The organism is Nocardia xishanensis NBRC 101358 (genome assembly GCF_001613365.1).
Classification (GTDB): domain Bacteria; phylum Actinomycetota; class Actinomycetes; order Mycobacteriales; family Mycobacteriaceae; genus Nocardia; species Nocardia xishanensis.
This window is the reverse complement of record NZ_BDCF01000050.1, coordinates 21,150-40,180: the sequence shown is the minus strand read 5'-3', so window position 1 is coordinate 40,180 and position 19,031 is coordinate 21,150. Positions and strand designations below refer to the sequence as shown.

Here is a 19,031-nt window from a genome sequence, read left to right as displayed (position 1 = left end):
CGACAGCCGTGGTGAATGACAAAAGTTTAACGCGCGCCACCGACACCGCACAGTGAATAAACGGCTACCGGTGCGGCGGCCATTCCCGCCGTGTGCTGGATATTCCCCTGTGCCGGTCGGACCAATCCTCGGCGAAGTCACGGAACCGTTTCACCGCGTCCGACGGCGCGGCGGCGGCCGACCAGATCAGTCCCACCTCCCGCGACGCGCCGTCGTCGGCCAGCGGCACCAGCACCGGCCCTGAGCGCGCGGCGGCCGGGGCCGGATCCTGCAGCGGGAGCACCGCGACCCCGAGTCCCGCGGCTACCAACCCGGTGCTGGTGACCAGGTCGGTGGCCTCGAAGGCGACGTGCGGGCGGATGTCGGCCGCCGCGCAGAGTTCGTCGAAGATCCGCCGCATGCCGAACCCAGGCGGCATGGAGACGAACTCGTCGCCGCTCAGCTCGGCCATGCGCACCTGCCTGCGCCCGGCCAGCCGGTGCTCCGCGGGCACGGCGAGCACCAGCGGCTGGCGCAGCAGGCCGCGCCACCCGACGCCGGGCGCGGTGGGGCGCGGGGAGACGACGGCGAGGTCGGACGCGCCGTCGAGCACGTGCCCGGTGATCTTCTCGGCGCCGCCCTGGCGCAACGTCACGGTGACCCGGCCCGCGTTGCGCCGGAAACCGGCGATCAGCTGCGGCACCAGCCAGCCGCCGAAAGAATGCAGGAACGACAGCCGCACCACTCCGCGCGCGGGATTGGCGAGATCGGCGACGGCTTGTCCCGCCGCGTCGAGTTCGGCCTGCGCGCGGCGCGCGTGTTCGTAATAGACGCGGCCGAATTCGTTGAGCGCGATGCGCTTTCCCTTCCGGTCGAACAATTCCGCGCCGAGCTTGCGTTCCAATCGCGCGAGCATCCGCGAGAGCGTCGGCTGCGCGATGTGCAGGCGTTCGGCGGCCGCGCTCATCCGCTCCAGTTCGGCGAGTGTCGTGAACCACTGGAGATCTTCACCCAGCATCTCGCCACCTCCCTATATGTCATAGAGGCATCAACTCGGTCATTATTATTCATTTCCTTTCGGAACGCGCGGCGACAATCCTGAAATCAGGAGGTAGCCATGACCAGCACAACGGCGCAACCGTCGACGAACGCCATCGCGCAGAGCCAGTCCGCCGATGTGGCGCACAACCGCAGGATCACCCTCGCGCTGTTCGCGGCGGGCCTCACCACCTTCGCGTCCATGTACAACGCGCAGGCGCTGCTACCGAGCCTGTCCGAGGCGTTCGGCGCGACGCCCGCCCGCGCGGCACTGGCGGTCTCGCTGACCACCGGCTGCCTCGCGCTGGCCATCGTGCCGGTGAGCGCGCTGTCCAGCCGGGTCGGCCGCACCAAGGTGATGATCGGATCGGCGGTGGCCGCCGCGGTCATCGGTCTGCTGCTGCCATTCAGTCCCTCGCTCGAAGTGCTGCTCGCGGGCCGGGCGGTGCAAGGCATCGCGCTGGCGGGCGTGCCCGCGGTGGCGATGGCGTATCTGGCGGAGGAGATCGGCACCGAGGGTCTCGGCGCGGCGATGGGCGTCTACGTCGCGGGCACCACGATCGGCGGGCTCGCGGGACGGCTGATTCCCTCGTTCACCCTCGATGTGGCGTCCTGGCGCTGGGCAGCGGCGGCGGTCGGCGTGGCCGTGGCGGCTTGCACGGTGTGGTTCGTCCGGCTGCTGCCGCCCTCGCGGGGGTTCGTGGCCAGGCCCGCCGGGTTGCGCACGGTCCTCGGCGATCTCGGTACGCAGCTGCGCCACCGTCAGCTGCTCGCGTTGTTCGGCCTGGCCTTCGTCTTGATGGGCGGTTTCGTCTCGGTCTACAACTTCCTCGGCTACCGGCTCACCCAGCGTCCCTTCGAGTTGCCCGCGGCGGTGGCGGGTTCGGTGTTCCTGCTGTATCTGGCGGGCACCGTGGCGTCGGCCTGGGGCGGCAGGCTCGCCGACCGCGTCGGCAGGCACCGGATGCTCACCGCGTCGATGGCGCTGATGGGCCTCGGGCTGGCGCTGAGCCTGCCGGATCGGCTGGGCTGCGTCGCCGTCGGCGTCCTGCTCTACACCGCGGGCTTCTTCGCCGCGCACACCGTCGCGAGCGCCTGGGTCGGCACGCTCGCCCGCGGCAATCGCGGGGCGGCCTCCTCGCTGTATCTGTTCTTCTACTACCTCGGCAGCGCGGTGGTCGGCGGTCTGTCCGGCCTGGCCTTCGCGCACGCCGGCTGGCTCGGGCTGACCGGCACCGTCGCCGCGCTGCTCGCCGTGGGAGCGATCCTGTTCGCCGTCGCGATGATCCGTTCCCGCAACGGCATTCAATCCTCCGCGGGTTCGCCGGTGGAGTCGCGGCCCATGGCGAAGCTCTCCCGGTAGACTCGAAGTCCTTCTTCGACAACGGATTTGGCGATCCTGGCGATGGGGACGAAGTCGGTGATCAGCGGTTCGTGATCGGGACCGCGCCCCACCACGAGCCCGGTGAGCAGCCACGGGAAGCGGCTGTCGTCCTGCGCGCCCAGGTCGGCGTACTTGCACAGGCGGCGCGCCACCCATTCCCGAGTCGGACGCGGCCACCACTCCTCCGGCGCGACGGTGGTGACCGACCATCCCGGCAGCGCGACGTCGGCCTCGAAATCCCGGCTCGGCCCCGAGCCGCGATCTCGCTCGGGGCCGTGGGAGTACCTCAGGTATATGGTGTCTCGACCCTGGACGAGCTCGGCGAGTTCGTCGAGACTGTAGATCGTCCGCATCTCCGCGGCATCGGGCGGCTCGATATCCGCAGGGGAAGAACTCTTTTCGCCTGCCACGGTGCGTCCTTCCGTCCGACCTCTCGTCGCGACCAGATCGTCAGGTCGACTCCCGATTCTCCAGCCCAACGGCATCGGCCAATTCGGCGCGATGGCGGCGCAATTCGGGGTGTTCGGCGCTGAGCTCGCCCATCACGTCGGCCAGCGCGTCGGCGATGGCGTTGAGTTTCTGTTGCAGTGCCTCGTCCGAACGCGACTCGGTGTTCTGCAACAGCGCCACCATCAGGAAGGTGATGATCGTGGTGGCGGTGTTGATCACCAGTTGCCAGGTGTCGATGGAGGGCAGCACCAGAAATGTCGGCGCCCACAGCACCACGAGCAGTACGCAGAACATGAAGAATCCGGCCCGCGACGCGACGCTGCTCGCGGCCGTCGCGAACTTGTCGAACACCGAAAGGCGGCCGACCACATCCGAGGGCATCTCGCCCCGCTCGCCCTTTGCCCGCACTTGCTCAACCACGCTGGCAACCACCTTCCCGCGGCCCGTCACCTTTGAGATAACCGCGACGAGCCCGGTCAAACGGCTGGAGCTAGGGGTGAGACCGCCGGGCAGGCGCGGTGGGCGTCACCAGCGCGGGGTCAACGCGCCCAACGCACCGAGCGCGACAGCGCCCGCCGTGGACGTGCGAAGCACGGTCGGCCCGAGCAGCACGACGTCCGCTCCGGCCGCGGCGAGGTCGATGAGCTCGGCCTCGTCCAGCCCGCCTTCGGGACCGACGATCAGCACCACCTCGGGCGCCTGCGCGAACGGCAGCTCGGTGAAACGGCCACGGCCGGATTCGTGCAACGCGGCCACGATCGCGCCCTCGGCCTTGGCCTTTCGGACCAGCTCGAGCAGATCGCGGGTGCGATGCAGGTCGGCGACCTCGGGGATGTAGGCGCGCCGGGATTGGCGGGCGGCCGAGCGCGCCGCGGCCCGCCACTTGTCCACGGCCTTGGCGGCCTTGCCCTCCCAGTTGGCGACGCAGCGCGCCGCCTGCCACGGCACGATCGTGTCGGCGCCCGCCTCGGTCATCAGCTCGACGGCCAGCTCCGAACGGTCCGATTTCGGCAACGCCTGCACCACCGTGACGCGCGGCGAAACCGGCTGCGCCACGGTCTTGTCGAGCACCTTCAGGTCGAGCCGGTCGCGCTGGGCTGCGACGACCTCCGATTCGGCGAGCACACCGCGTCCGTCGGACAGGGTGATCGGCTCGCCGACTCGGATGCGCCGCACGGTCGCGGCATGCCGCCCCTCGGGACCGTCGAGCACGGCGACCGCGCCGGGCTCGGGAATGTCGTCGAGATAGAAGACCGTGGCGGCCAACGGCTCAGCGTCCGCTGAACGAGGCGCGCAGCCGGGCGAACAGACCGCTGTTGTGCTCCGACTGCGCCGACATCACCTCGGCGCGGTCGCGCTCGCGCAGGCCCTTGTACTTGCGCAGCAGATCGGTCTGCTTGCTGTCCAGCTTGCTCGGCACCACGATGTCCAGGTGCGCGATCAGGTCGCCACGCGCGCCGGAGCGCAGCTTGGGCATGCCGTGACCGCGCAGCACCGACACCTCGTTGGGCTGGGTGCCCGGCGCGATGGTCAGTTCGGTCGGCCCGTCCAGGATCGTGTCGATGACGACGGTGGTGCCGAGCGCGGCGTCCACCATCGGGACCCGGATGGTGCAGTGCAGGTCGTCGCCGTCGCGGACGAACACGTCGTGCGGCTGCTCGACGATCTCCACGTACAGATCGCCCGCGTGGCCGCCGCCGTGACCGACCTCACCCTGGGCGGCCAGCCGGACGCGCATGCCGTTGGCGACGCCCGCCGGAATGGGCGCGGCGATCTCGCGACGGGCGCGGACGCGGCCGTCGCCGCCGCACTTGTGGCAGGGATCGGGGATGGTCTCGCCCGCGCCACGGCAGGTCGGGCACGGCCGCGAGGTGAGCACCTGGCCGAGGAAGGACCGCTGCACGGACTGGATTTCGCCTGCGCCGCCGCAGGTCTCGCAGCGCACGGGCTTGGAGTTGCCGTTGGTGCCCGCGCCGTGGCAGCTGTCGCAGAGGATGGCGGTGTCGACGGTCAGGTGCTTGGTGACGCCGACCGCGCATTCGGCGAGGCTGAGGCGGGTGCGCAGCAGCGAGTCGGCGCCCGGCTGCACCCGGCCGCGCGGCTTGCGCTGACCGCCGCCCGCGCCGCTCATGCCGCCGAAGAACGCCTCGAACACGTCGCCGAGACCGCCGAAGCCCGCGCCGGAGAAGCCTGCGCCGCCCGCGCCGGACTCGAGCGGGTCGCCGCCCATGTCGACGATCCGGCGCTTCTCCGGATCGGAGAGCACCTCGTAGGCCGCCGACACGTCCTTGAACTTGGCCTGGGCGGCCTCGTCGGGGTTGACGTCCGGGTGGAGTTCGCGGGCCAGCTTGCGGTAGGCGCGCTTGATCTCCTGGTCGGTCGCGTTCTTCGCGACGCCGAGCAGTCCGTAGTAGTCCCGTGCCACTTGAGTTCTCTAGTCCTTGGTCGCTGTGACTCGCCTGTGCAGCTCCAACCGAATGCCGACCTCCTCGGCATTAGTCGGATGCACTCAACTTTATCCGGCCAGAGGTTCGAGGGTAGCAGCGCCGTGGGCACGGTTCGGCGTCAGCGCTCGGCCAGCACCTCGCCGATATAGCGCGCGACGGCCGCGACCGAGGCGATAGTGCCCGGATAATCCATCCGGGTGGGGCCGAGCACGCCCATGCCGCCGAGCACCGCGCCCTCGACGCCGTAGCCCGTCGACACCACCGACGCGCTGCGCATCTGCTCGACCTGAGTCTCCTCGCCGATGCGCACCGTCACCGTGCCGGGATGCTGCGCGGCGGCGAGCAGCTTGAGCACGATCACCTGCTCCTCGAGCGCCTCCAGCACCTGACGCAGCGAACCCGGCAGGCCGAAATCGCCCGCGTTGCGGGTGAGGTTCGCGGTGCCGCCGAGCACCAGCCGCTCCTCCGGATGTTCGACCAGGGTCTCCACCAGCACCGTCGACACCCGGATCAGCACGTCGCGCAGCTGACGCGGGGCGCGCTCGGGGAGTTCGGCGACCGCGGCCGAGGCGGAGGCCAGGCGCTTGCCGTCCATCGCGCCGCCGAGCATGGCGCGCAGCGCGGCCAGATCCTCGTCGTCGATCACCGCGCCGAGTTCCACGAGACGCTGATCGACCCGGCCGGTGTCGGTGATCACCACGAGCAACAGGCGCGCCGGATTCAACGCGACCACCTCGATGTGGCGCACCGTCGACGCCGAGACGGTCGGGTACTGGACCACCGCGACCTGCCTGGTCAGCTGGGCCAGCAGCCGCACGCCGCGGCGCAGCACGTCATCGAGATCGACGCCGGATTCCAGGAACTCCATGATCGCGCGCCTTTCGGCGGGCGAGAGCGGCTTGACCTCGGAGATCCGGTCGACGAACTGCCGGTAGCCCTTGTCGGTGGGGATGCGGCCGGAGCTGGTGTGCGGCTGGGTGATGTAGCCCTCGGCCTCCAGCACCGCCATGTCGTTGCGGACCGTCGCGCTGGAAACACCCAGATTGTGCCGCTCCACCAGGGTTTTCGACCCGATGGGCTCCTTGGTGCTGACATAGTCCGCGACGATCGCGCGCAGGACCTCGAAGCGCCGATCCTCGGTGCTCGACATCGGCCCCACCTCCTCGCTTTCTCGATACGCCGCAGGCCCGCCGACGCATGCGGGGAGCGCGCGAAACACGGCGGCCTCCCGGTCGTCTGAGTATCCAGTTTAGTTGCCGACCTGCCAATCGCCCGGTCGCGCACAGCACGTGACCGGGCAACCGTGGCATTGTCGGCGACGAGATCGCGAACCGCAATGGGGGTTACCAAGCTTGCCGACCACCAACGGCGCGATCGGCGCGGAACCGCTGCGCGGCCCGGTCTGGTTCTCCGTCACTTGGGCGGTACTCGGAACCATGCTCGCCCGCGCGATGGTGACCAGGACCATGCCGCTGTTCGGGCGCCGGCTCTCAGCGGCTGTCGAAACCCTTGGCGTGCTTGCCCGCTTGGGCGTCGAGGCCGAGCATGGCGAGCAAGGATTGGCAGTCGGCGGCATCGTGGGCGTAGCCGGCGACCGTCCTGGCCGCGATCGCGCTCTTGCGCGCGTGTTCCGCCTTCTCGGCAGCCCTGGCCTCGGCGAATTCGCCGGTGCTCGGGAAGAGATCGATGGGTTGGTCCTGGGGCATGGGACTCCTCCGTGTCGAGCCGGAGCCTACGCGGGATCCCCCGCCTGCGATAGAGCTCACACCAGGACGTTCGCGGACACTTGTCACACCTCGGGCCGCCGCATCGTCCTCCCGGTGTAGGTATCGACTCTTGGAGGAGCATCGCATGCGAATCGCAGTGCTGGGCGCCAGCGGACGGATCGGCCGCGAAGTGATCGACGTGCTGAAGAACCAGGGCCACGACATCGTGGCGATCACCCGGGCCGCCGGCGTGGACGTCTACACTGGCGCGGGACTGGCGGGCGCGCTGGCCGGGGTGGAGGTCGTGGTGGACGCGGTCAACACGACGACCAGGGAAACCGCGGCGGTGAAGGACTATTTCGGCACCGTCGCGCGCACCGTCCAGCGGGAAGCCGCCGCGGCAGGCGTACGGCGCATCGCGGTCGTCTCGATCATCGGCATCGATCCGTTCACCACGGGGCACTACGCGGGCAAGCTCGCGCACGAGGCGGGCTACCGCGAGGGCCCGGTGCCGGTCCGGGTGCTGCGGGCGGCCCAATTCCACGAGTTCACCGAGATGATGCTCGAATGGACGACCCGCGACGACACGGCCTACGTGCCGACCTTCCCGACGCAACTTGTCGCCGCCCGCACCACCGCCGAAGAACTGGCCGCCCTCGCCCTCGCCGACAGCGCGCCCGACATGGTCGAGATCGCGGGTCCGGAGCAGCTCGACCTCGCCGCCGCCGTCACGAAACTCGCTGCGCGCCGCGGTGATCCGGCCCACGTCGAGTCGGTCGTCGACACCACCGACCCCGAGTACCCGCTGCGCGCCGCGGGCACGCTCCTGCCCGGACCGGACGCCATCCTCGCGGGGCCGACGTTCGACGAATGGCTGGACCGGAAGTACCCCGCGCGGTAGTCGCCGCGAAAGGCATTGAGCCATGCGGGTTCAGCCTTGCAGCGGACGACGCCGAGGAAGCACAGCCCATCGACGCCGATGTGAACGGCGCGCCAAACCGATGGGGCCGTATCGGATCAGGTCAGCAGAGTGCGGACGACGCCGTCGGCGAGTAGGCGGCCTCGGTCGGTGAGGACGAGGTGGGTGTCGGAGCGGGTTGCCAAGCCGTCGGCGATGATTCGGTTCACGGCTGGGGTGGCGGTGGGGGCCAGGGCGGTGAGGGGGAGGCCGGTGCGGAGGCGGACGGTCAGCATGACACGTTCGAGGTAGCGCTCGTCGTCGGTGAGCGATTCCCAGCCCGCGGCGGGCAGACCGCCGCGGGCGACGCGCTCGGCGTATCGGGCCGGATGCTTGACATTCCACCAGCGCACGCCGCCGAGGTGGCTGTGCGCGCCGGGGCCCGCGCCGAGCCAGTCGCCGCCGTCCCAGTAGCCGAGGTTGTGTCTGCACCGGGCGGAATCGTTTGCCGCCCAATTGGATACCTCGTACCAGGTGAGCCCGGCGGCGGCGAGGCGGGTGTCGATGCGTTCGTAGCGGGCGGCGAGCACGTCGTCGTCGGGGGCGGGCAGTTCGCCGCGACGCACCTTGCGCGCCAACGCGGTTCCGTCCTCGACGATGAGCGAATACGCGGAGACGTGGTCCACGCCCGCGTCGAGCACCGCGTCCAGACTGGCGTCGAGATCGGCGTCGCGTTCGCCCGGCGTGCCGTAGATCAGGTCCAGATTCACGTGCTCGAATCCCGCGGCCCGCGCTTCGCGGGCGGCGGCGACCGCGCGGCCCGGGGTGTGCGTGCGGTCGAGCACCGCGAGAACGTGCCGGGCAGCCGACTGCATGCCGAGCGAGACGCGGGTGTATCCCGCCGCCCTGATGCGGTCGAAGAACTCCGGTGAGGTGGATTCCGGATTCGACTCGGTGGTCACCTCGGCATCCGGCGCGAGGACGAACGCCGACCGGACGGCGTCGAGCACTTCGGCGAGACCGTCGCCGCCGAGCAGCGACGGCGTGCCACCGCCGACGAAGACGGTCGAGACCTCCGGCGTGGCCGACGGCAGGCCCGCGAACCGATCGGCGGCCGCGGCCAGTTCACCGCGCAGTGCGGCGAGCCACGACTGCGGCGACGCCGAACTGCCGAGCTCGCCCGCGGTGTAGGTGTTGAAGTCGCAGTACCCGCAGCGCGTCGCGCAGAAGGGCACGTGCACGTACACGCCGAACGGGCCGCCGCCGAAGTCGCGCAGCACGGGCGCGTCGGCGTCGATCTCCGAGAGGGGTACGGCGGAACTCACCTGTCCAGTGTGCCCGCCGAACCGCTACGCCTTCCGGCCGGGGACCGCCCCGCCACCGGTCGTGTGCCAACCGTCACCTCGCTCGCGAACCCCGCCTCGCCGCGAGCCGCTGTCGAGATCCTGGTCGCTATCGGCGCGGGCCAAGGCGAGCAGACCGATCCTCGCCCGGCCGAGCGCTGGCTGCCCGCCGACGCACCGAACTCAGTCCGCGACGACCGGCGTGTTCTGGTTCGCGGTGAGCAGCCAGCGGCCGTCCTCCTTGGCCAGCACGTACATCGGGGTGCCCTCGCCCTCCAGCACCCCTTCGTTGCTGAAGTACCGCTGGCGCACCTTCACCGCGGCCACGTCGGGGCGGATGAACAGCACGTGTTCGAGTTCGTAGGTCGCCTTGCCGTTGGCGGTGGCGCCAGGCAGCACGGCGGCGGTGAACTCGGCGATGGCGTCGCGGCCGAACAGGCGCTTGCCGTGGCCTGTGGTCCAGATGGCGTCGGCGCGGAACAGCGCGACGAATTCGTCGACGAGCTCGTGCTGCTGCGCGTGCTCGACGGCGGCGACGATCTGGCGGATGGCTTCGATTTCGACCTCGGTGTCGACGGGTGCGGTACTCATGGGATACACACTCGTACCTCGACATAACTCGAGGTCAATGCAGGGTGCCGCGGTTCACATCGGACACTTCGGGCGAATCACCGGCCGCATTCGCACCGGGAAATATGACGACCATCACAAATAGACCTCCCAGTCCAGGGAATTTCCCCCTATTTCGGGGGAAATACCGGCATGACGGTCGGAACGCCCAGCCTGACATGGCACAATAGGCCCCATGCGCGCATCGGGAGTACGACTTGTGGCACGTCGCCACGTCGACTACAAGCGCGTCTGTAGCGCCTGCTGTCTGCCCGGTTCTCACCGGTAGCTCAGCGGCGCCCTCTTCCGGGTTTCCCGGCGACTCCCGTCGCATCGGTCCGCTGACACCGCGGACGCGAGATCAGCCCAGCCCCTACCCGCCCCGCCAGCTTCGCCGGCTGCCATCCCCGATGCGCCCTCAGCGCGGATGTACCACCCACCCAGCAGGAGCGACCTCATGACGTCGAGCACCGACGCCGGTCCCAGCGATCAGCCGACCCCCCGGCAGGCGCGTCCCGAACGCCCGGCCTCCGAGCGCCGCGTGCGGCCGGACCGCCCCCGTCCCGAGGCGTCGACGGCGCCGCGCACCCGCACCGGCAAGCCCGTGCGCCGCAAGTCCGAGGGCCAGTGGGCGCTCGGCTACCGGGAACCGCTCAACCCGAACGAGCAGAGCAAGAAGGACGACAACCCGCTCAACGTCCGCGCCCGCATCGAGAACATCTACGCCAAGGGTGGGTTCGACAGCATCGACAAGGCCGATCTGCGCGGCCGGTTCCGCTGGTGGGGTCTCTACACCCAGCGCGAGCAGGGCTACGACGGCACCTGGACCGGTGACGAGAACATCGACATTCTCGAGGCCAAGTACTTCATGATGCGGGTGCGCTGCGACGGCGGCGCGCTGAACGTCGCGCAGCTGCGCACGCTCGGCCAGATCTCCACCGAGTTCGGCCGCGACACCGCGGACCTGTCCGACCGCGAGAACGTCCAGTACCACTGGATCGAGATCGAGAACGTGCCGGAGATCTGGCGGCGACTCGAGGAGGTCGGCCTGCAGACCACCGAGGCGTGCGGCGACTGCCCCCGCGTCGTGCTCGGCTCGCCGCTGGCCGGTGAATCCCTGGACGAGATCATCGACACCACCCCGGCGATCCAGGAGATCGTGCGCCGCTACATCGGCGACAAGAAGTACTCGAACCTGCCGCGCAAGTTCAAGACCGCGATCTCGGGTCAGCAGGACGTGGTGCACGAGATCAACGACGTCGCGTTCATCGGCGTGGAGCACCCCGAACACGGCCCCGGTCTGGACCTGTGGGTCGGCGGCGGCCTGTCCACCAACCCGATGCTCGCGCAGCGCGTCGGCGCCTGGGTCCCGCTGGACGAGGTGCCCGACGTGTGGGAGGCCGTGGTCTCCCTCTACCGCGACTACGGCTACCGCCGCCTGCGCACCAAGGCGCGGCTGAAGTTCCTGATCAAGGACTGGGGCGTCGAGAAGTTCCGCGAGGTGCTCGAGGAGAAGTACCTGAAGCGCAAGCTGATCGACGGCCCCGCGCCCGAGCAGCCCGCCAAGCCGATCGATCACGTCGGCGTGCAGCGACTGCGCAACGGACTCAACGCCGTCGGCTTCTCCCCCATCGCGGGCCGCGTCTCGGGCACCGTCCTCACCAAGGTGGCCGACGCGGTCGAGAAGATCGGCGCCGACCGGATCCGCTTCACCCCTTACCAGAAGCTGATCGTGCTCGACGTCGCCGACGACAAGATCGAGCAGCTCATCACCGAACTGGAACCGCTCGGGCTACAGGCCCGTCCGTCGATCTGGCGGCGTAATCTGCTGGCCTGCAGTGGAATCGAGTTCTGCAAACTGTCCTTCGTCGAGACCCGCAAGCGCTCCCAGGTGCTCGCGCCCGAGCTCGAGCAGCGCCTCGCCGACGTCAACGCCCAGCTCGACGTGCCGATCACGGTGAACATCAACGGCTGCCCGAATTCCTGCGGCCGGTCCCAGATCGCCGACATCGGCTTCAAGGGCCAGCTGGTGGACGACGGCGAAGGGAATCAAGTCGAGGGCTTCCAGGTTCACCTCGGTGGCAGCCTCGGACTCGACAGCGGCTTCGGCCGAAAGCTGCGCCAGCACAAGGTGACCAGCGCCGAGCTCGGCGACTACATCGAGCGCGTGGTGCGCAACTTCGTCAAGAACCGGAACGCGGACGAGCGGTTCGCCCAGTGGGCGGTCCGCGCCGACGAGGCCGACCTGCGATGAGCACGCTGCCCGAATCGTGACTCGGCTGACGGGAGATCAACTGTGACAACGAAATTCGCCGACAAGCTCGCCGAAGACGAGCTGCGGGCGATCGCCGAGCGCGGCGCGGCCGAACTCGGCCCCGACGCCTCGGCGCTCGACCTGCTGCGCTGGACCGAGGAGACGTTCGGTTCCGGCTACATCGTCGCCTCCAACATGCAGGACGGCGTGCTGGTGCATCTCGCGGCGCAGGTTCGCTCCGGTGTCGACGTGCTGTTCCTGGACACCGGCTATCACTTCGCCGAGACCATCGGCACCCGCGACGCGGTCGAGGCCGTGTACGGGGTCAACGTGATCAACGTGCGCCCGGAGCAGACCGTCGCCGAACAGGACGAACTGCTCGGCAAGGACCTGTTCGCGCGCGACGCGGGCGAGTGCTGCAGGCTGCGCAAGGTCGTGCCGCTGAAGAAGTCGCTCACCGGCTACAACGCCTGGGTCACCGGTATCCGCCGGGTGGAGGCCCCCACCCGCGCCAACGCGCCGCTGATCTCCTACGACGAAGCCTTCGGCCTGGTGAAGATCAATCCGATCGCACCGTGGTCCGACGACGAGATGCATGCCTACATCGAAAAGCACGGCATCCTCGTCAATCCCCTGGTGGAGGAGGGATATCCGTCCATCGGCTGCGCTCCGTGCACACGGAAGCCGGAGCCGGGATCCGATCCGCGAAGCGGCCGTTGGGCCGGCCTCGCCAAGACCGAATGCGGGTTGCATCAATCATGACCGAGACCATCAGAAGTGAACGCTCCCTTGGCATCACCGACTTCGACACCCTCGCGGCGTTGGAGTCGGAGGCCATCCACATCTTCCGCGAGGTGGCGGGCGAGTTCGAGCGGCCGGTGATCCTGTTCTCCGGCGGCAAGGACTCCACCGTGCTGCTGCACCTGGCGCTCAAGGCCTTCTGGCCCGCGCCGCTGCCCTTCGCGCTGCTGCACGTGGACACCGGCCACAACCTGCCCGAGGTGCTGGAGTTCCGCGACAAGGTGGTCGAGAAGTACGGGCTGCGACTGCATGTCGCCAGCGTCGAGGACTACCTGGCCGACGGCAGGCTCACCGAGCGCCCGGACGGCATCCGCAACCCGCTGCAGACCGTGCCGCTGCTCGACGCCATCTCCGAGAACCGCTTCGACGCGGTGTTCGGCGGCGGCCGTCGCGACGAGGAGCGCTCGCGCGCCAAGGAGCGCATCTTCTCGCTGCGCAACGCCTTCGGCCAGTGGGACCCGAAGCGGCAGCGCCCCGAGCTGTGGAACCTGTACAACGGGCGGCACGCGCCGGGCGAGCACGTGCGCGTGTTCCCGCTGAGCAACTGGACCGAGCTCGACATCTGGCGCTACATCGCCAGGGAGAACGTCGAACTCGCGACCATCTACTACGCGCACGAGCGCCCGGTGTACCAGCGCGACGGCATGTGGATGACGCCGGGCGTGTGGGGCGGACCGCGCGATGGCGAGGTGCTGGAGACCCGCTCGGTGCGGTACCGCACCGTCGGCGACGGATCCACCACCGGCGCCATCATTTCCGACGCGGCCGACAACGAGGCGATCCTCGCCGAGGTGGCCGCGTCCCGACTGACCGAACGTGGTGCGACTCGCGGCGACGACCGAGTCTCGGAAGCCGCGATGGAAGACCGCAAGCGAGAGGGTTATTTCTGACATGTCCGACCTATTGAGGCTGGCCACCGCCGGTTCTGTCGACGACGGTAAGTCCACCCTGGTCGGACGGCTGCTCTACGACACGAAATCCGTACTGGCCGACCAGATCGACGCCGTCACCCGCGCGTCGGTGGACAAGGGTCTGGCCACCCCGGATCTCTCGCTGCTCGTGGACGGGCTGCGCGCGGAGCGGGAACAGGGCATCACCATCGATGTCGCCTACCGCTACTTCGCAACGCCCAAGCGGTCTTTCGTGCTCGCGGACACTCCCGGGCACGTGCAGTACACCCGCAACACCGTTTCCGGCGCGTCCACCGCGCAGCTGGTGATCCTGCTGGTCGACGCGCGCAAGGGCGTGATCGAGCAGACCCGCAGGCACGCGGCGGTGCTCGCGCTGCTCGGCGTGCCGAAGCTGGTGCTCGCCGTGAACAAGATCGACCTCGTCGACGACGCCGCCACGGTGTTCGCCGAGATCTCGGCCGAGTTCACCAAGCTCACCGGCACCCTCGGCTGGGCGCCGGAGGACGTGCTGGAGATCCCGGTCTCGGCGCTGCACGGCGACAACATCGCCAGCCGGTCCGCGAACACTCCGTACTACGACGGCCCGTCGCTCATCGAGCACCTGGAGTCGGTGCCGGTCGACGCCGACAACACCGGCGCGCACTCGCTGGGTCTGCGCTTCCCCGTCCAGTACGTGATCCGCCCGCGCACCGCCGAATACCCGGACTACCGCGGCTACGCGGGTCAGATCGCGGCCGGTTCGGTGGCGCCCGGCGACGAGATCGTGGTGCTGCCCTCCGGCGTGCGCACGACCGTGGAGCGGATCGACACACCGGACGGCGAGCTCGCCGTCGCGCAGGCCGGGCGCAGCGTGACGCTGATCCTGACCGACGAGGTCGACATCTCGCGCGGCGACATCATCGCCGCGGTGTCCGACGCGCCGGAACCGATCGACAGCTTCGACGCGACGGTCTGCTGGCTGGGCGACAAGCCGCTGCGCCCCGGCGCACGGCTGCTGCTCAAGCACGGCACCCGCACCACCCAGGCGATCGTCGGCGCGCTCATCGAGCGCTTCGACGAGCAGCGGCTCGCCGCGCAGCCGAACCCGGACGCGCTGGAGCTCAACGACATCGGGCGTATCTCGGTGCGCGTCGCCGAGCCGATCGCGGCCGACGACTATCGGGCCAACCGGCACACCGGCAGCTTCCTGCTGATCGACCCCGCGGGCGGCAACACGCTCGGCGCGGGCCTGGTCGGCGATGTGCTGACCGCGGTCGAGGTCGGCACCGAGGCCTGAGATGACCGACGTGTTCGCCCCGCGCGGCATCGGCAGGCCGGTGCCGCGGCGCGGCGACCGTCGATTCGCCGCGCCCGCGCTGATCGCGGTCGCGCACGGCAGCCGCGATCCGCGGTCGGCGGCCACCATGTCGGCGGTGGTCGCCGAGATCGCCGCCGCCCGGCCCGATCTCGACGTCCGCCTCGCCTTCCTCGACCTGAGCGCGCCCTCGGTCGAGCAAGTCGTGGAAGCCGTTGCGGACCAAGGTCATACGCATGCCATCGTGGCGCCCCTTTTGCTGGGCAGCGCCTTTCACGCCCGCGTCGACCTGCCGGGGCTGCTGGACGCATGCCGCGCCCGGCACCCGCGTCTGCGGCTCACCCAAGCGGACGTGCTCGGTCCCGACCCGCGCCTGATCGACGCGCTACGGGACCGCGTGCTCGACGCCATCGGGACTTCGACGACAGTCTCCGCGGACCGCGTCGGCGTCGCGGTGGCCGCCGTCGGCTCGTCGTCTTCCACGGCGAACGCCCGCACCGCCGCGGTGGCTCGCCGCTTGGCCACGATCACCGGCTGGCACACCGAGATCTGCTTCGCCACCACGGAACCCACGGTGCACGAGGCGGTTGCCCGCCTGCGCGCACGCGGCGCCGACCACATCCTCGTCGCCCCCTGGTTCCTCGCCCCCGGCCTGCTCACCGACCGCTTGGCGACCGCCGCCCCTGACCTCACCCACGCCGATGTCCTCGGCGTGCACCGTGCCATGGCCGAAATCGTCTGGGATCGCTACGACGCCGCGCGGGCGGCCGTGCTACCGCTGTCCGCCTGAGCCTCCGCACGGCACGCACAGCGCCACCGTGGTCTTCGACCGCCCGCTGATCACGGTGCCGTCCCCCTGAAGATCTTCACTCAACTGGTCGACTTCACTCCGGCGTTCTGGAGAAGCTTGCTGGATGCGGTCGAGCGGGCCGTGGCGGGCTTGCTCAGCAGCCGACGTCCGTTCGTTCGATTACGCCGAAGGCTCACGCTTCGAGGGCGTTTCACGTCAGCAGCCCGTCGACGATGCGCCGTGCGGTGTGCACCTTGGTCTCGTCGCCGAGTTGGCGCGCTGTGTTGACCGCGCTGAGGAGCGCGTCCAATTCGAAGGCGAGGGCGTCGGCGTCGTGGGCGACCAGGTCGCCCTGAGCCTGGGCTTCGCGAATCTCTTTGGTCAGGAAGCCGAGCCAGTTCTCGCGGTCGGCGACGATCGCGTCGTGTACCGGGCCCGGTCTGCTATCGAATTCGACGAGGGTGGCGGTGCGAAAGCAGCCGCCGGGAAAGACCGGTTCGGTTATGTGGGCGAACCACCGATCGATCAGCGCGCGCAGTCGCGGTAGACCGCGCGGCACACCCAGGGTCGGCTCGATCACCTGCCCCACGAACACTTCCCTCGCCGTCTCCACCGCCGCGAGCTGGAGGGATTCCTTCGAACCGAAGAGCGTGGCGATCCCGCTCTTGCTGATCCCGAGGTCGGCGGCCAATCGCCCGATGCTCACGCCGTTCAGCCCTTCGACCGACGCCACATCGGCGGCGTGCCGGGCGATCGATGCGCGGGAGCGGGCGCCCTTGACCAGGCGCTGATCGGTTGTCGTCTCGGCCATGGCCCCATTCTTCCACCGAGCGCTTGCGAATACGAACGATCGGTCGTATTTTATTGCACGAACGGTCGTACTTTTTGTTATCGCTTCCCGAAGGATCGCCCATGACCGAGGTGTCCGCGCGGACCACCGCCAGTCCTCCCGCGATGAGCGCCACCGCCACGCTTCTGATCGCGTGCGGCGCGGCGTTCATCGCCTTCCTCGACCTCTCCGTGGTCAACATCGCCTTCCCGGCGATCTCCCGCGACTACTCCGATACCGCCGTGACCACGTTGACCTGGCTGGTCAGCGGCTACGCCGTCGCGTTCGCCGCGCTGCTCACGCCCGGCGGCCGGTTCGCCGACGCGCTCGGGCGGCGCAGGTTGTTCCTCTCCGCGCTGGCCGGTTTCGCGCTCACGTCATTGCTGTGCGGGCTCGCGCCGACCGCGACCTGGCTCATCGCGGGCCGGATGCTCCAAGGCGCGACGGCCGCGCTCATGGTCCCCGCGGCGCTGGGCCTGGTGCTCAGCGTCACCCCGCGGGAAAAGATCGGCGCCGCCATCGGCGCCTGGTCGGCCTCCGGCGGATTCGCCGCGGTGGTCGGACCGGCGATCGGCGGCGGCTTGGTGGAGGCGTTCGGCTGGCGGGCGGTCTTCGTGATCAACGTGCCGGTGGCGCTCGGTCTCATCCTGCCCGCCTTGCGGATTCCGGTGTCCGACCCGCGGCCCGTCGGCAACACGCTGCCGGATCCGCTGGGCACGGCGGCCGTCGCGCTCGGCTTCGGCGGAGTGGTCGCCGGGGTCACCGAGGGGCAGCGATGGGGCTGGACCTCACCGGGCACCCTGGCCGCCCTCGGCGTCGGCGCCGCACTGTTGGTCACGGCGCTGGCGCGTTCGGCGCGGCACCACAATCCGGCCATCGCCGTGGAATTGTGGCGAAGCAGGCCGTACGCGCTGGCCAATGCCACCTCGTTCGTCTTCGGCGCTGCGATGTTCGCCTGGCTGCTGTCCGGACCGTTGTTCCTGGACGCGATCTGGGGCTATTCGGTACTCGGCTCGGCCGCCGCGCTCACCGTCGGCGCGGTGGTGTCGATGGTGACCGCCACCCTGGCGGGACGCGCGACCTCGCCGGTCGCCCGCCGCTGGATGGGGGTGCTCGGCGCGCTGATGTTCACCGCGAGCCTCGTCTGGATGAGCACCGACGCGTTGGGGCCGACGCAGGCGCTGTGGTCGGTCTGGATCCCCGCGGGCGTGCTCGGCGGCGGCGGTGTCGGCATCGTGGTGACGGTGCTCGGCACCGCGGCCGCGAGTTCGCTTCCACCACAACAGTTCGCGGCGGGCATCGGGATGAACCTCACGGCGCGGCAGGTCGGCGGTGCGCTCGGCGTCGCCGTGCTGGCCGCGGTGTTCGCCGCCCACCCCGGTGACGCGCTCGCCGGGTTCCACACCCTGTTCGCGGTGTGCGCGGGCATCGCCGTCGTGGCGGCCTGCCTGTGCGCCGTACCGACGCGGCAGCTCGCCCCGGCCGCGGCCACCGTCACCGAGTAGGAGTAACCATGACGCACAATGACATTCACACCGAAGCCGACGACCCGATGCTGCTGGCGCCCGACACGGCACGGGAGTTGCTGGCGGACGCGCCGTGGCGGCGTTTCGCCGTCCTCGGCGACTCCATCGCCCGTGGCGTCGGCGATCCGAGCCCCGGATACGAGACGACCGGATGGGCCGATCGCCTCGCCGCCCTGCTGACCTCGGTGCGGCCCGGTCTGGCCTATCTGAACACCGGACGCGTCGGTGCGACGACCGCGCAGGTCCGCGACGAACAACTCCAGCAGGTGCTGGAGTTCGAGCCCGACCTGGTGCACGTGAGTTGCGGCGGCAACGATCTGTTTCTGCCCGGCGCCGACGTCGACCGGGTACGCGCCAACCTCGACGGACTGTTCGCCGCGGTGAGCCGCGGTGGCGCACAGGTCATGACGTTCACGGTGGCCGATGTCTGGGAGGCCGAGCGCATGGCGCCGATGCGGCCGATGCGCGAACGCATGGCGGTGCTCAACGACATCGTCCGCGACCTGGCCCACCGCTACGACGCGGTGCTCGTCGATTTCTGGGACCACCCGCTGCGGCTGCGGCCGCAGGTCATGAGCGCCGATCTCCTTCACTTCACGACCAGCGGTCACGCGGTGGTGGCCACTGAGATGGTGCGGGCGCTGAGCGCGCGAATCCTCGCCGACACCGCCGCAGGCTGAATTCGGAGACCGTCGCAGACGAGATGGGCCGTGTCCCAGTACCTTTCGTCCGGGGCACGGCTCAGTGACGCATGGTTCCGCACCGCCCTCGC

The 19,031-nt window shown here is 69.8% G+C and carries 20 protein-coding genes; 10 read left to right on the top strand and 10 right to left on the bottom strand.

What is annotated here, in order from left to right; genetic code table 11:
• Window positions 1-64 precede the first annotated feature (64 nt).
• Window positions 65-997, bottom strand: a complete 933-nt coding sequence (locus tag NX1_RS28585; RefSeq protein ID WP_068065977.1) for a LysR family transcriptional regulator — start codon at window positions 995-997, stop codon at window positions 65-67.
• A gap of 99 nt (window positions 998-1,096) precedes the next feature.
• Here NX1_RS28585 and NX1_RS28580 point away from each other — a divergent pair, with 99 nt between their 5' ends.
• Window positions 1,097-2,380 carry an MFS transporter gene (locus NX1_RS28580; protein ID WP_068065970.1) on the top strand — a complete coding sequence of 428 codons (1,284 nt, stop codon included), beginning with the start codon at window positions 1,097-1,099 and terminating at the stop codon, window positions 2,378-2,380.
• Here the strand turns inward: NX1_RS28580 and NX1_RS28575 are convergent.
• From NX1_RS28575 to NX1_RS28550, 6 genes are all read right to left on the bottom strand, one after another.
• Window positions 2,323-2,811 carry a DUF6098 family protein gene (locus NX1_RS28575; RefSeq protein ID WP_245668718.1) on the bottom strand — a complete coding sequence of 163 codons (489 nt, stop codon included), beginning with the start codon at window positions 2,809-2,811 and terminating at the stop codon, window positions 2,323-2,325. The genes NX1_RS28580 and NX1_RS28575 overlap by 58 nt on opposite strands.
• Before the next feature lie 40 nt (window positions 2,812-2,851).
• On the bottom strand, window positions 2,852-3,232 hold the full coding sequence (locus NX1_RS28570) for a low affinity iron permease family protein (RefSeq protein WP_068065966.1): 381 nt from the start codon (window positions 3,230-3,232) through the stop codon (window positions 2,852-2,854).
• A gap of 144 nt (window positions 3,233-3,376) precedes the next feature.
• Window positions 3,377-4,117, bottom strand: coding sequence for a 16S rRNA (uracil(1498)-N(3))-methyltransferase (locus NX1_RS28565; protein WP_068065965.1), 741 nt, complete (start codon window positions 4,115-4,117; stop codon window positions 3,377-3,379).
• 4 nt (window positions 4,118-4,121) lie between these two features.
• A complete protein-coding gene (gene dnaJ, locus NX1_RS28560) occupies window positions 4,122-5,276 on the bottom strand; it encodes a molecular chaperone DnaJ (protein WP_068065964.1) in 1,155 nt (384 codons plus the stop codon).
• A 140-nt stretch (window positions 5,277-5,416) separates the two neighbouring features.
• Window positions 5,417-6,448, bottom strand: a complete 1,032-nt coding sequence (hrcA, locus tag NX1_RS28555; protein ID WP_068065957.1) for a heat-inducible transcriptional repressor HrcA — start codon at window positions 6,446-6,448, stop codon at window positions 5,417-5,419.
• A 340-nt stretch (window positions 6,449-6,788) separates the two neighbouring features.
• Window positions 6,789-7,004 (bottom strand): hypothetical protein, encoded by a 216-nt coding sequence (locus tag NX1_RS28550; RefSeq protein ID WP_068065954.1) that lies wholly within the window; start codon window positions 7,002-7,004, stop codon window positions 6,789-6,791.
• A gap of 145 nt (window positions 7,005-7,149) precedes the next feature.
• Between NX1_RS28550 and NX1_RS28545 the strand changes: the two genes are divergently transcribed.
• Window positions 7,150-7,905 (top strand): SDR family oxidoreductase, encoded by a 756-nt coding sequence (locus NX1_RS28545; RefSeq protein WP_068065951.1) that lies wholly within the window; start codon window positions 7,150-7,152, stop codon window positions 7,903-7,905.
• A 116-nt stretch (window positions 7,906-8,021) separates the two neighbouring features.
• Here NX1_RS28545 and hemW read toward each other — a convergent pair whose 3' ends face one another.
• Complete coding sequence (hemW, locus tag NX1_RS28540) at window positions 8,022-9,227, bottom strand: radical SAM family heme chaperone HemW (RefSeq protein WP_084501824.1); 1,206 nt, start codon at window positions 9,225-9,227, stop codon at window positions 8,022-8,024.
• A 201-nt stretch (window positions 9,228-9,428) separates the two neighbouring features.
• Window positions 9,429-9,836: an SgcJ/EcaC family oxidoreductase gene (locus NX1_RS28535; protein WP_068065948.1), complete on the bottom strand. Its 408-nt coding sequence runs from the start codon at window positions 9,834-9,836 to the stop codon at window positions 9,429-9,431.
• 214 nt (window positions 9,837-10,050) lie between these two features.
• Here NX1_RS28535 and NX1_RS38750 point away from each other — a divergent pair, with 214 nt between their 5' ends.
• From NX1_RS38750 to NX1_RS28510, 6 genes are all read left to right on the top strand, one after another.
• The gene (locus tag NX1_RS38750) at window positions 10,051-10,143 is read left to right on the top strand and encodes an Ms4527A family Cys-rich leader peptide (RefSeq protein ID WP_355000761.1); all 93 of its coding nucleotides are present in this window, start codon (window positions 10,051-10,053) and stop codon (window positions 10,141-10,143) included.
• A 168-nt stretch (window positions 10,144-10,311) separates the two neighbouring features.
• Window positions 10,312-12,108, top strand: a complete 1,797-nt coding sequence (locus NX1_RS28530) for a nitrite/sulfite reductase (protein WP_245668717.1) — start codon at window positions 10,312-10,314, stop codon at window positions 12,106-12,108.
• 42 nt (window positions 12,109-12,150) lie between these two features.
• Window positions 12,151-12,870 carry a phosphoadenylyl-sulfate reductase gene (locus NX1_RS28525; RefSeq protein WP_068065945.1) on the top strand — a complete coding sequence of 240 codons (720 nt, stop codon included), beginning with the start codon at window positions 12,151-12,153 and terminating at the stop codon, window positions 12,868-12,870.
• Window positions 12,867-13,799: a sulfate adenylyltransferase subunit CysD gene (cysD, locus tag NX1_RS28520; RefSeq protein WP_068065943.1), complete on the top strand. Its 933-nt coding sequence runs from the start codon at window positions 12,867-12,869 to the stop codon at window positions 13,797-13,799. The genes NX1_RS28525 and cysD overlap by 4 nt, the downstream gene beginning before the upstream one ends.
• Before the next feature lies 1 nt (window position 13,800).
• Entirely contained in the window at window positions 13,801-15,096 is a 1,296-nt protein-coding gene (locus NX1_RS28515; RefSeq protein ID WP_068065940.1) for a sulfate adenylyltransferase subunit 1, read from the top strand.
• A 1-nt stretch (window position 15,097) separates the two neighbouring features.
• A complete protein-coding gene (locus NX1_RS28510) occupies window positions 15,098-15,904 on the top strand; it encodes a sirohydrochlorin chelatase (protein WP_084501823.1) in 807 nt (268 codons plus the stop codon).
• 211 nt (window positions 15,905-16,115) lie between these two features.
• Here NX1_RS28510 and NX1_RS28505 read toward each other — a convergent pair whose 3' ends face one another.
• On the bottom strand, window positions 16,116-16,715 hold the full coding sequence (locus NX1_RS28505; RefSeq protein WP_068065936.1) for a TetR/AcrR family transcriptional regulator: 600 nt from the start codon (window positions 16,713-16,715) through the stop codon (window positions 16,116-16,118).
• 101 nt (window positions 16,716-16,816) lie between these two features.
• Here NX1_RS28505 and NX1_RS28500 point away from each other — a divergent pair, with 101 nt between their 5' ends.
• Window positions 16,817-18,238 (top strand): MFS transporter, encoded by a 1,422-nt coding sequence (locus NX1_RS28500; RefSeq protein ID WP_068065934.1) that lies wholly within the window; start codon window positions 16,817-16,819, stop codon window positions 18,236-18,238.
• Window positions 18,239-18,246: 8 nt separating this feature from the next.
• Window positions 18,247-18,939: an SGNH/GDSL hydrolase family protein gene (locus NX1_RS28495; protein ID WP_068065932.1), complete on the top strand. Its 693-nt coding sequence runs from the start codon at window positions 18,247-18,249 to the stop codon at window positions 18,937-18,939.
• The last annotated feature ends 92 nt before the right edge of the window (window positions 18,940-19,031 follow it).

Excerpts from the sequence above, each read along its gene's own strand:
- NX1_RS28585 (WP_068065977.1), bottom strand. The coding sequence starts at position 997 with ATGCTGGGTGAAGATCTCCAGTGGTTCACGACACTCGCCGAACTGGAG.
- hrcA (WP_068065957.1), bottom strand. The coding sequence starts at position 6,448 with ATGTCGAGCACCGAGGATCGGCGCTTCGAGGTCCTGCGCGCGATCGTC.
- NX1_RS28535 (WP_068065948.1), bottom strand. The coding sequence starts at position 9,836 with ATGAGTACCGCACCCGTCGACACCGAGGTCGAAATCGAAGCCATCCGC.
- NX1_RS28505 (WP_068065936.1), bottom strand. The coding sequence starts at position 16,715 with ATGGCCGAGACGACAACCGATCAGCGCCTGGTCAAGGGCGCCCGCTCC.
- NX1_RS28515 (WP_068065940.1), top strand. The coding sequence starts at position 13,801 with ATGTCCGACCTATTGAGGCTGGCCACCGCCGGTTCTGTCGACGACGGT.
- NX1_RS28570 (WP_068065966.1), bottom strand. The coding sequence starts at position 3,232 with ATGCCCTCGGATGTGGTCGGCCGCCTTTCGGTGTTCGACAAGTTCGCG.
- NX1_RS28510 (WP_084501823.1), top strand. The coding sequence starts at position 15,098 with ATGACCGACGTGTTCGCCCCGCGCGGCATCGGCAGGCCGGTGCCGCGG.
- NX1_RS28500 (WP_068065934.1), top strand. The coding sequence starts at position 16,817 with ATGACCGAGGTGTCCGCGCGGACCACCGCCAGTCCTCCCGCGATGAGC.
- NX1_RS28580 (WP_068065970.1), top strand. The coding sequence starts at position 1,097 with ATGACCAGCACAACGGCGCAACCGTCGACGAACGCCATCGCGCAGAGC.
- NX1_RS28550 (WP_068065954.1), bottom strand. The coding sequence starts at position 7,004 with ATGCCCCAGGACCAACCCATCGATCTCTTCCCGAGCACCGGCGAATTC.
- NX1_RS28545 (WP_068065951.1), top strand. The coding sequence starts at position 7,150 with ATGCGAATCGCAGTGCTGGGCGCCAGCGGACGGATCGGCCGCGAAGTG.
- NX1_RS28495 (WP_068065932.1), top strand. The coding sequence starts at position 18,247 with ATGACGCACAATGACATTCACACCGAAGCCGACGACCCGATGCTGCTG.
- NX1_RS28530 (WP_245668717.1), top strand. The coding sequence starts at position 10,312 with ATGACGTCGAGCACCGACGCCGGTCCCAGCGATCAGCCGACCCCCCGG.
- NX1_RS38750 (WP_355000761.1), top strand. The coding sequence starts at position 10,051 with ATGCGCGCATCGGGAGTACGACTTGTGGCACGTCGCCACGTCGACTAC.
- cysD (WP_068065943.1), top strand. The coding sequence starts at position 12,867 with ATGACCGAGACCATCAGAAGTGAACGCTCCCTTGGCATCACCGACTTC.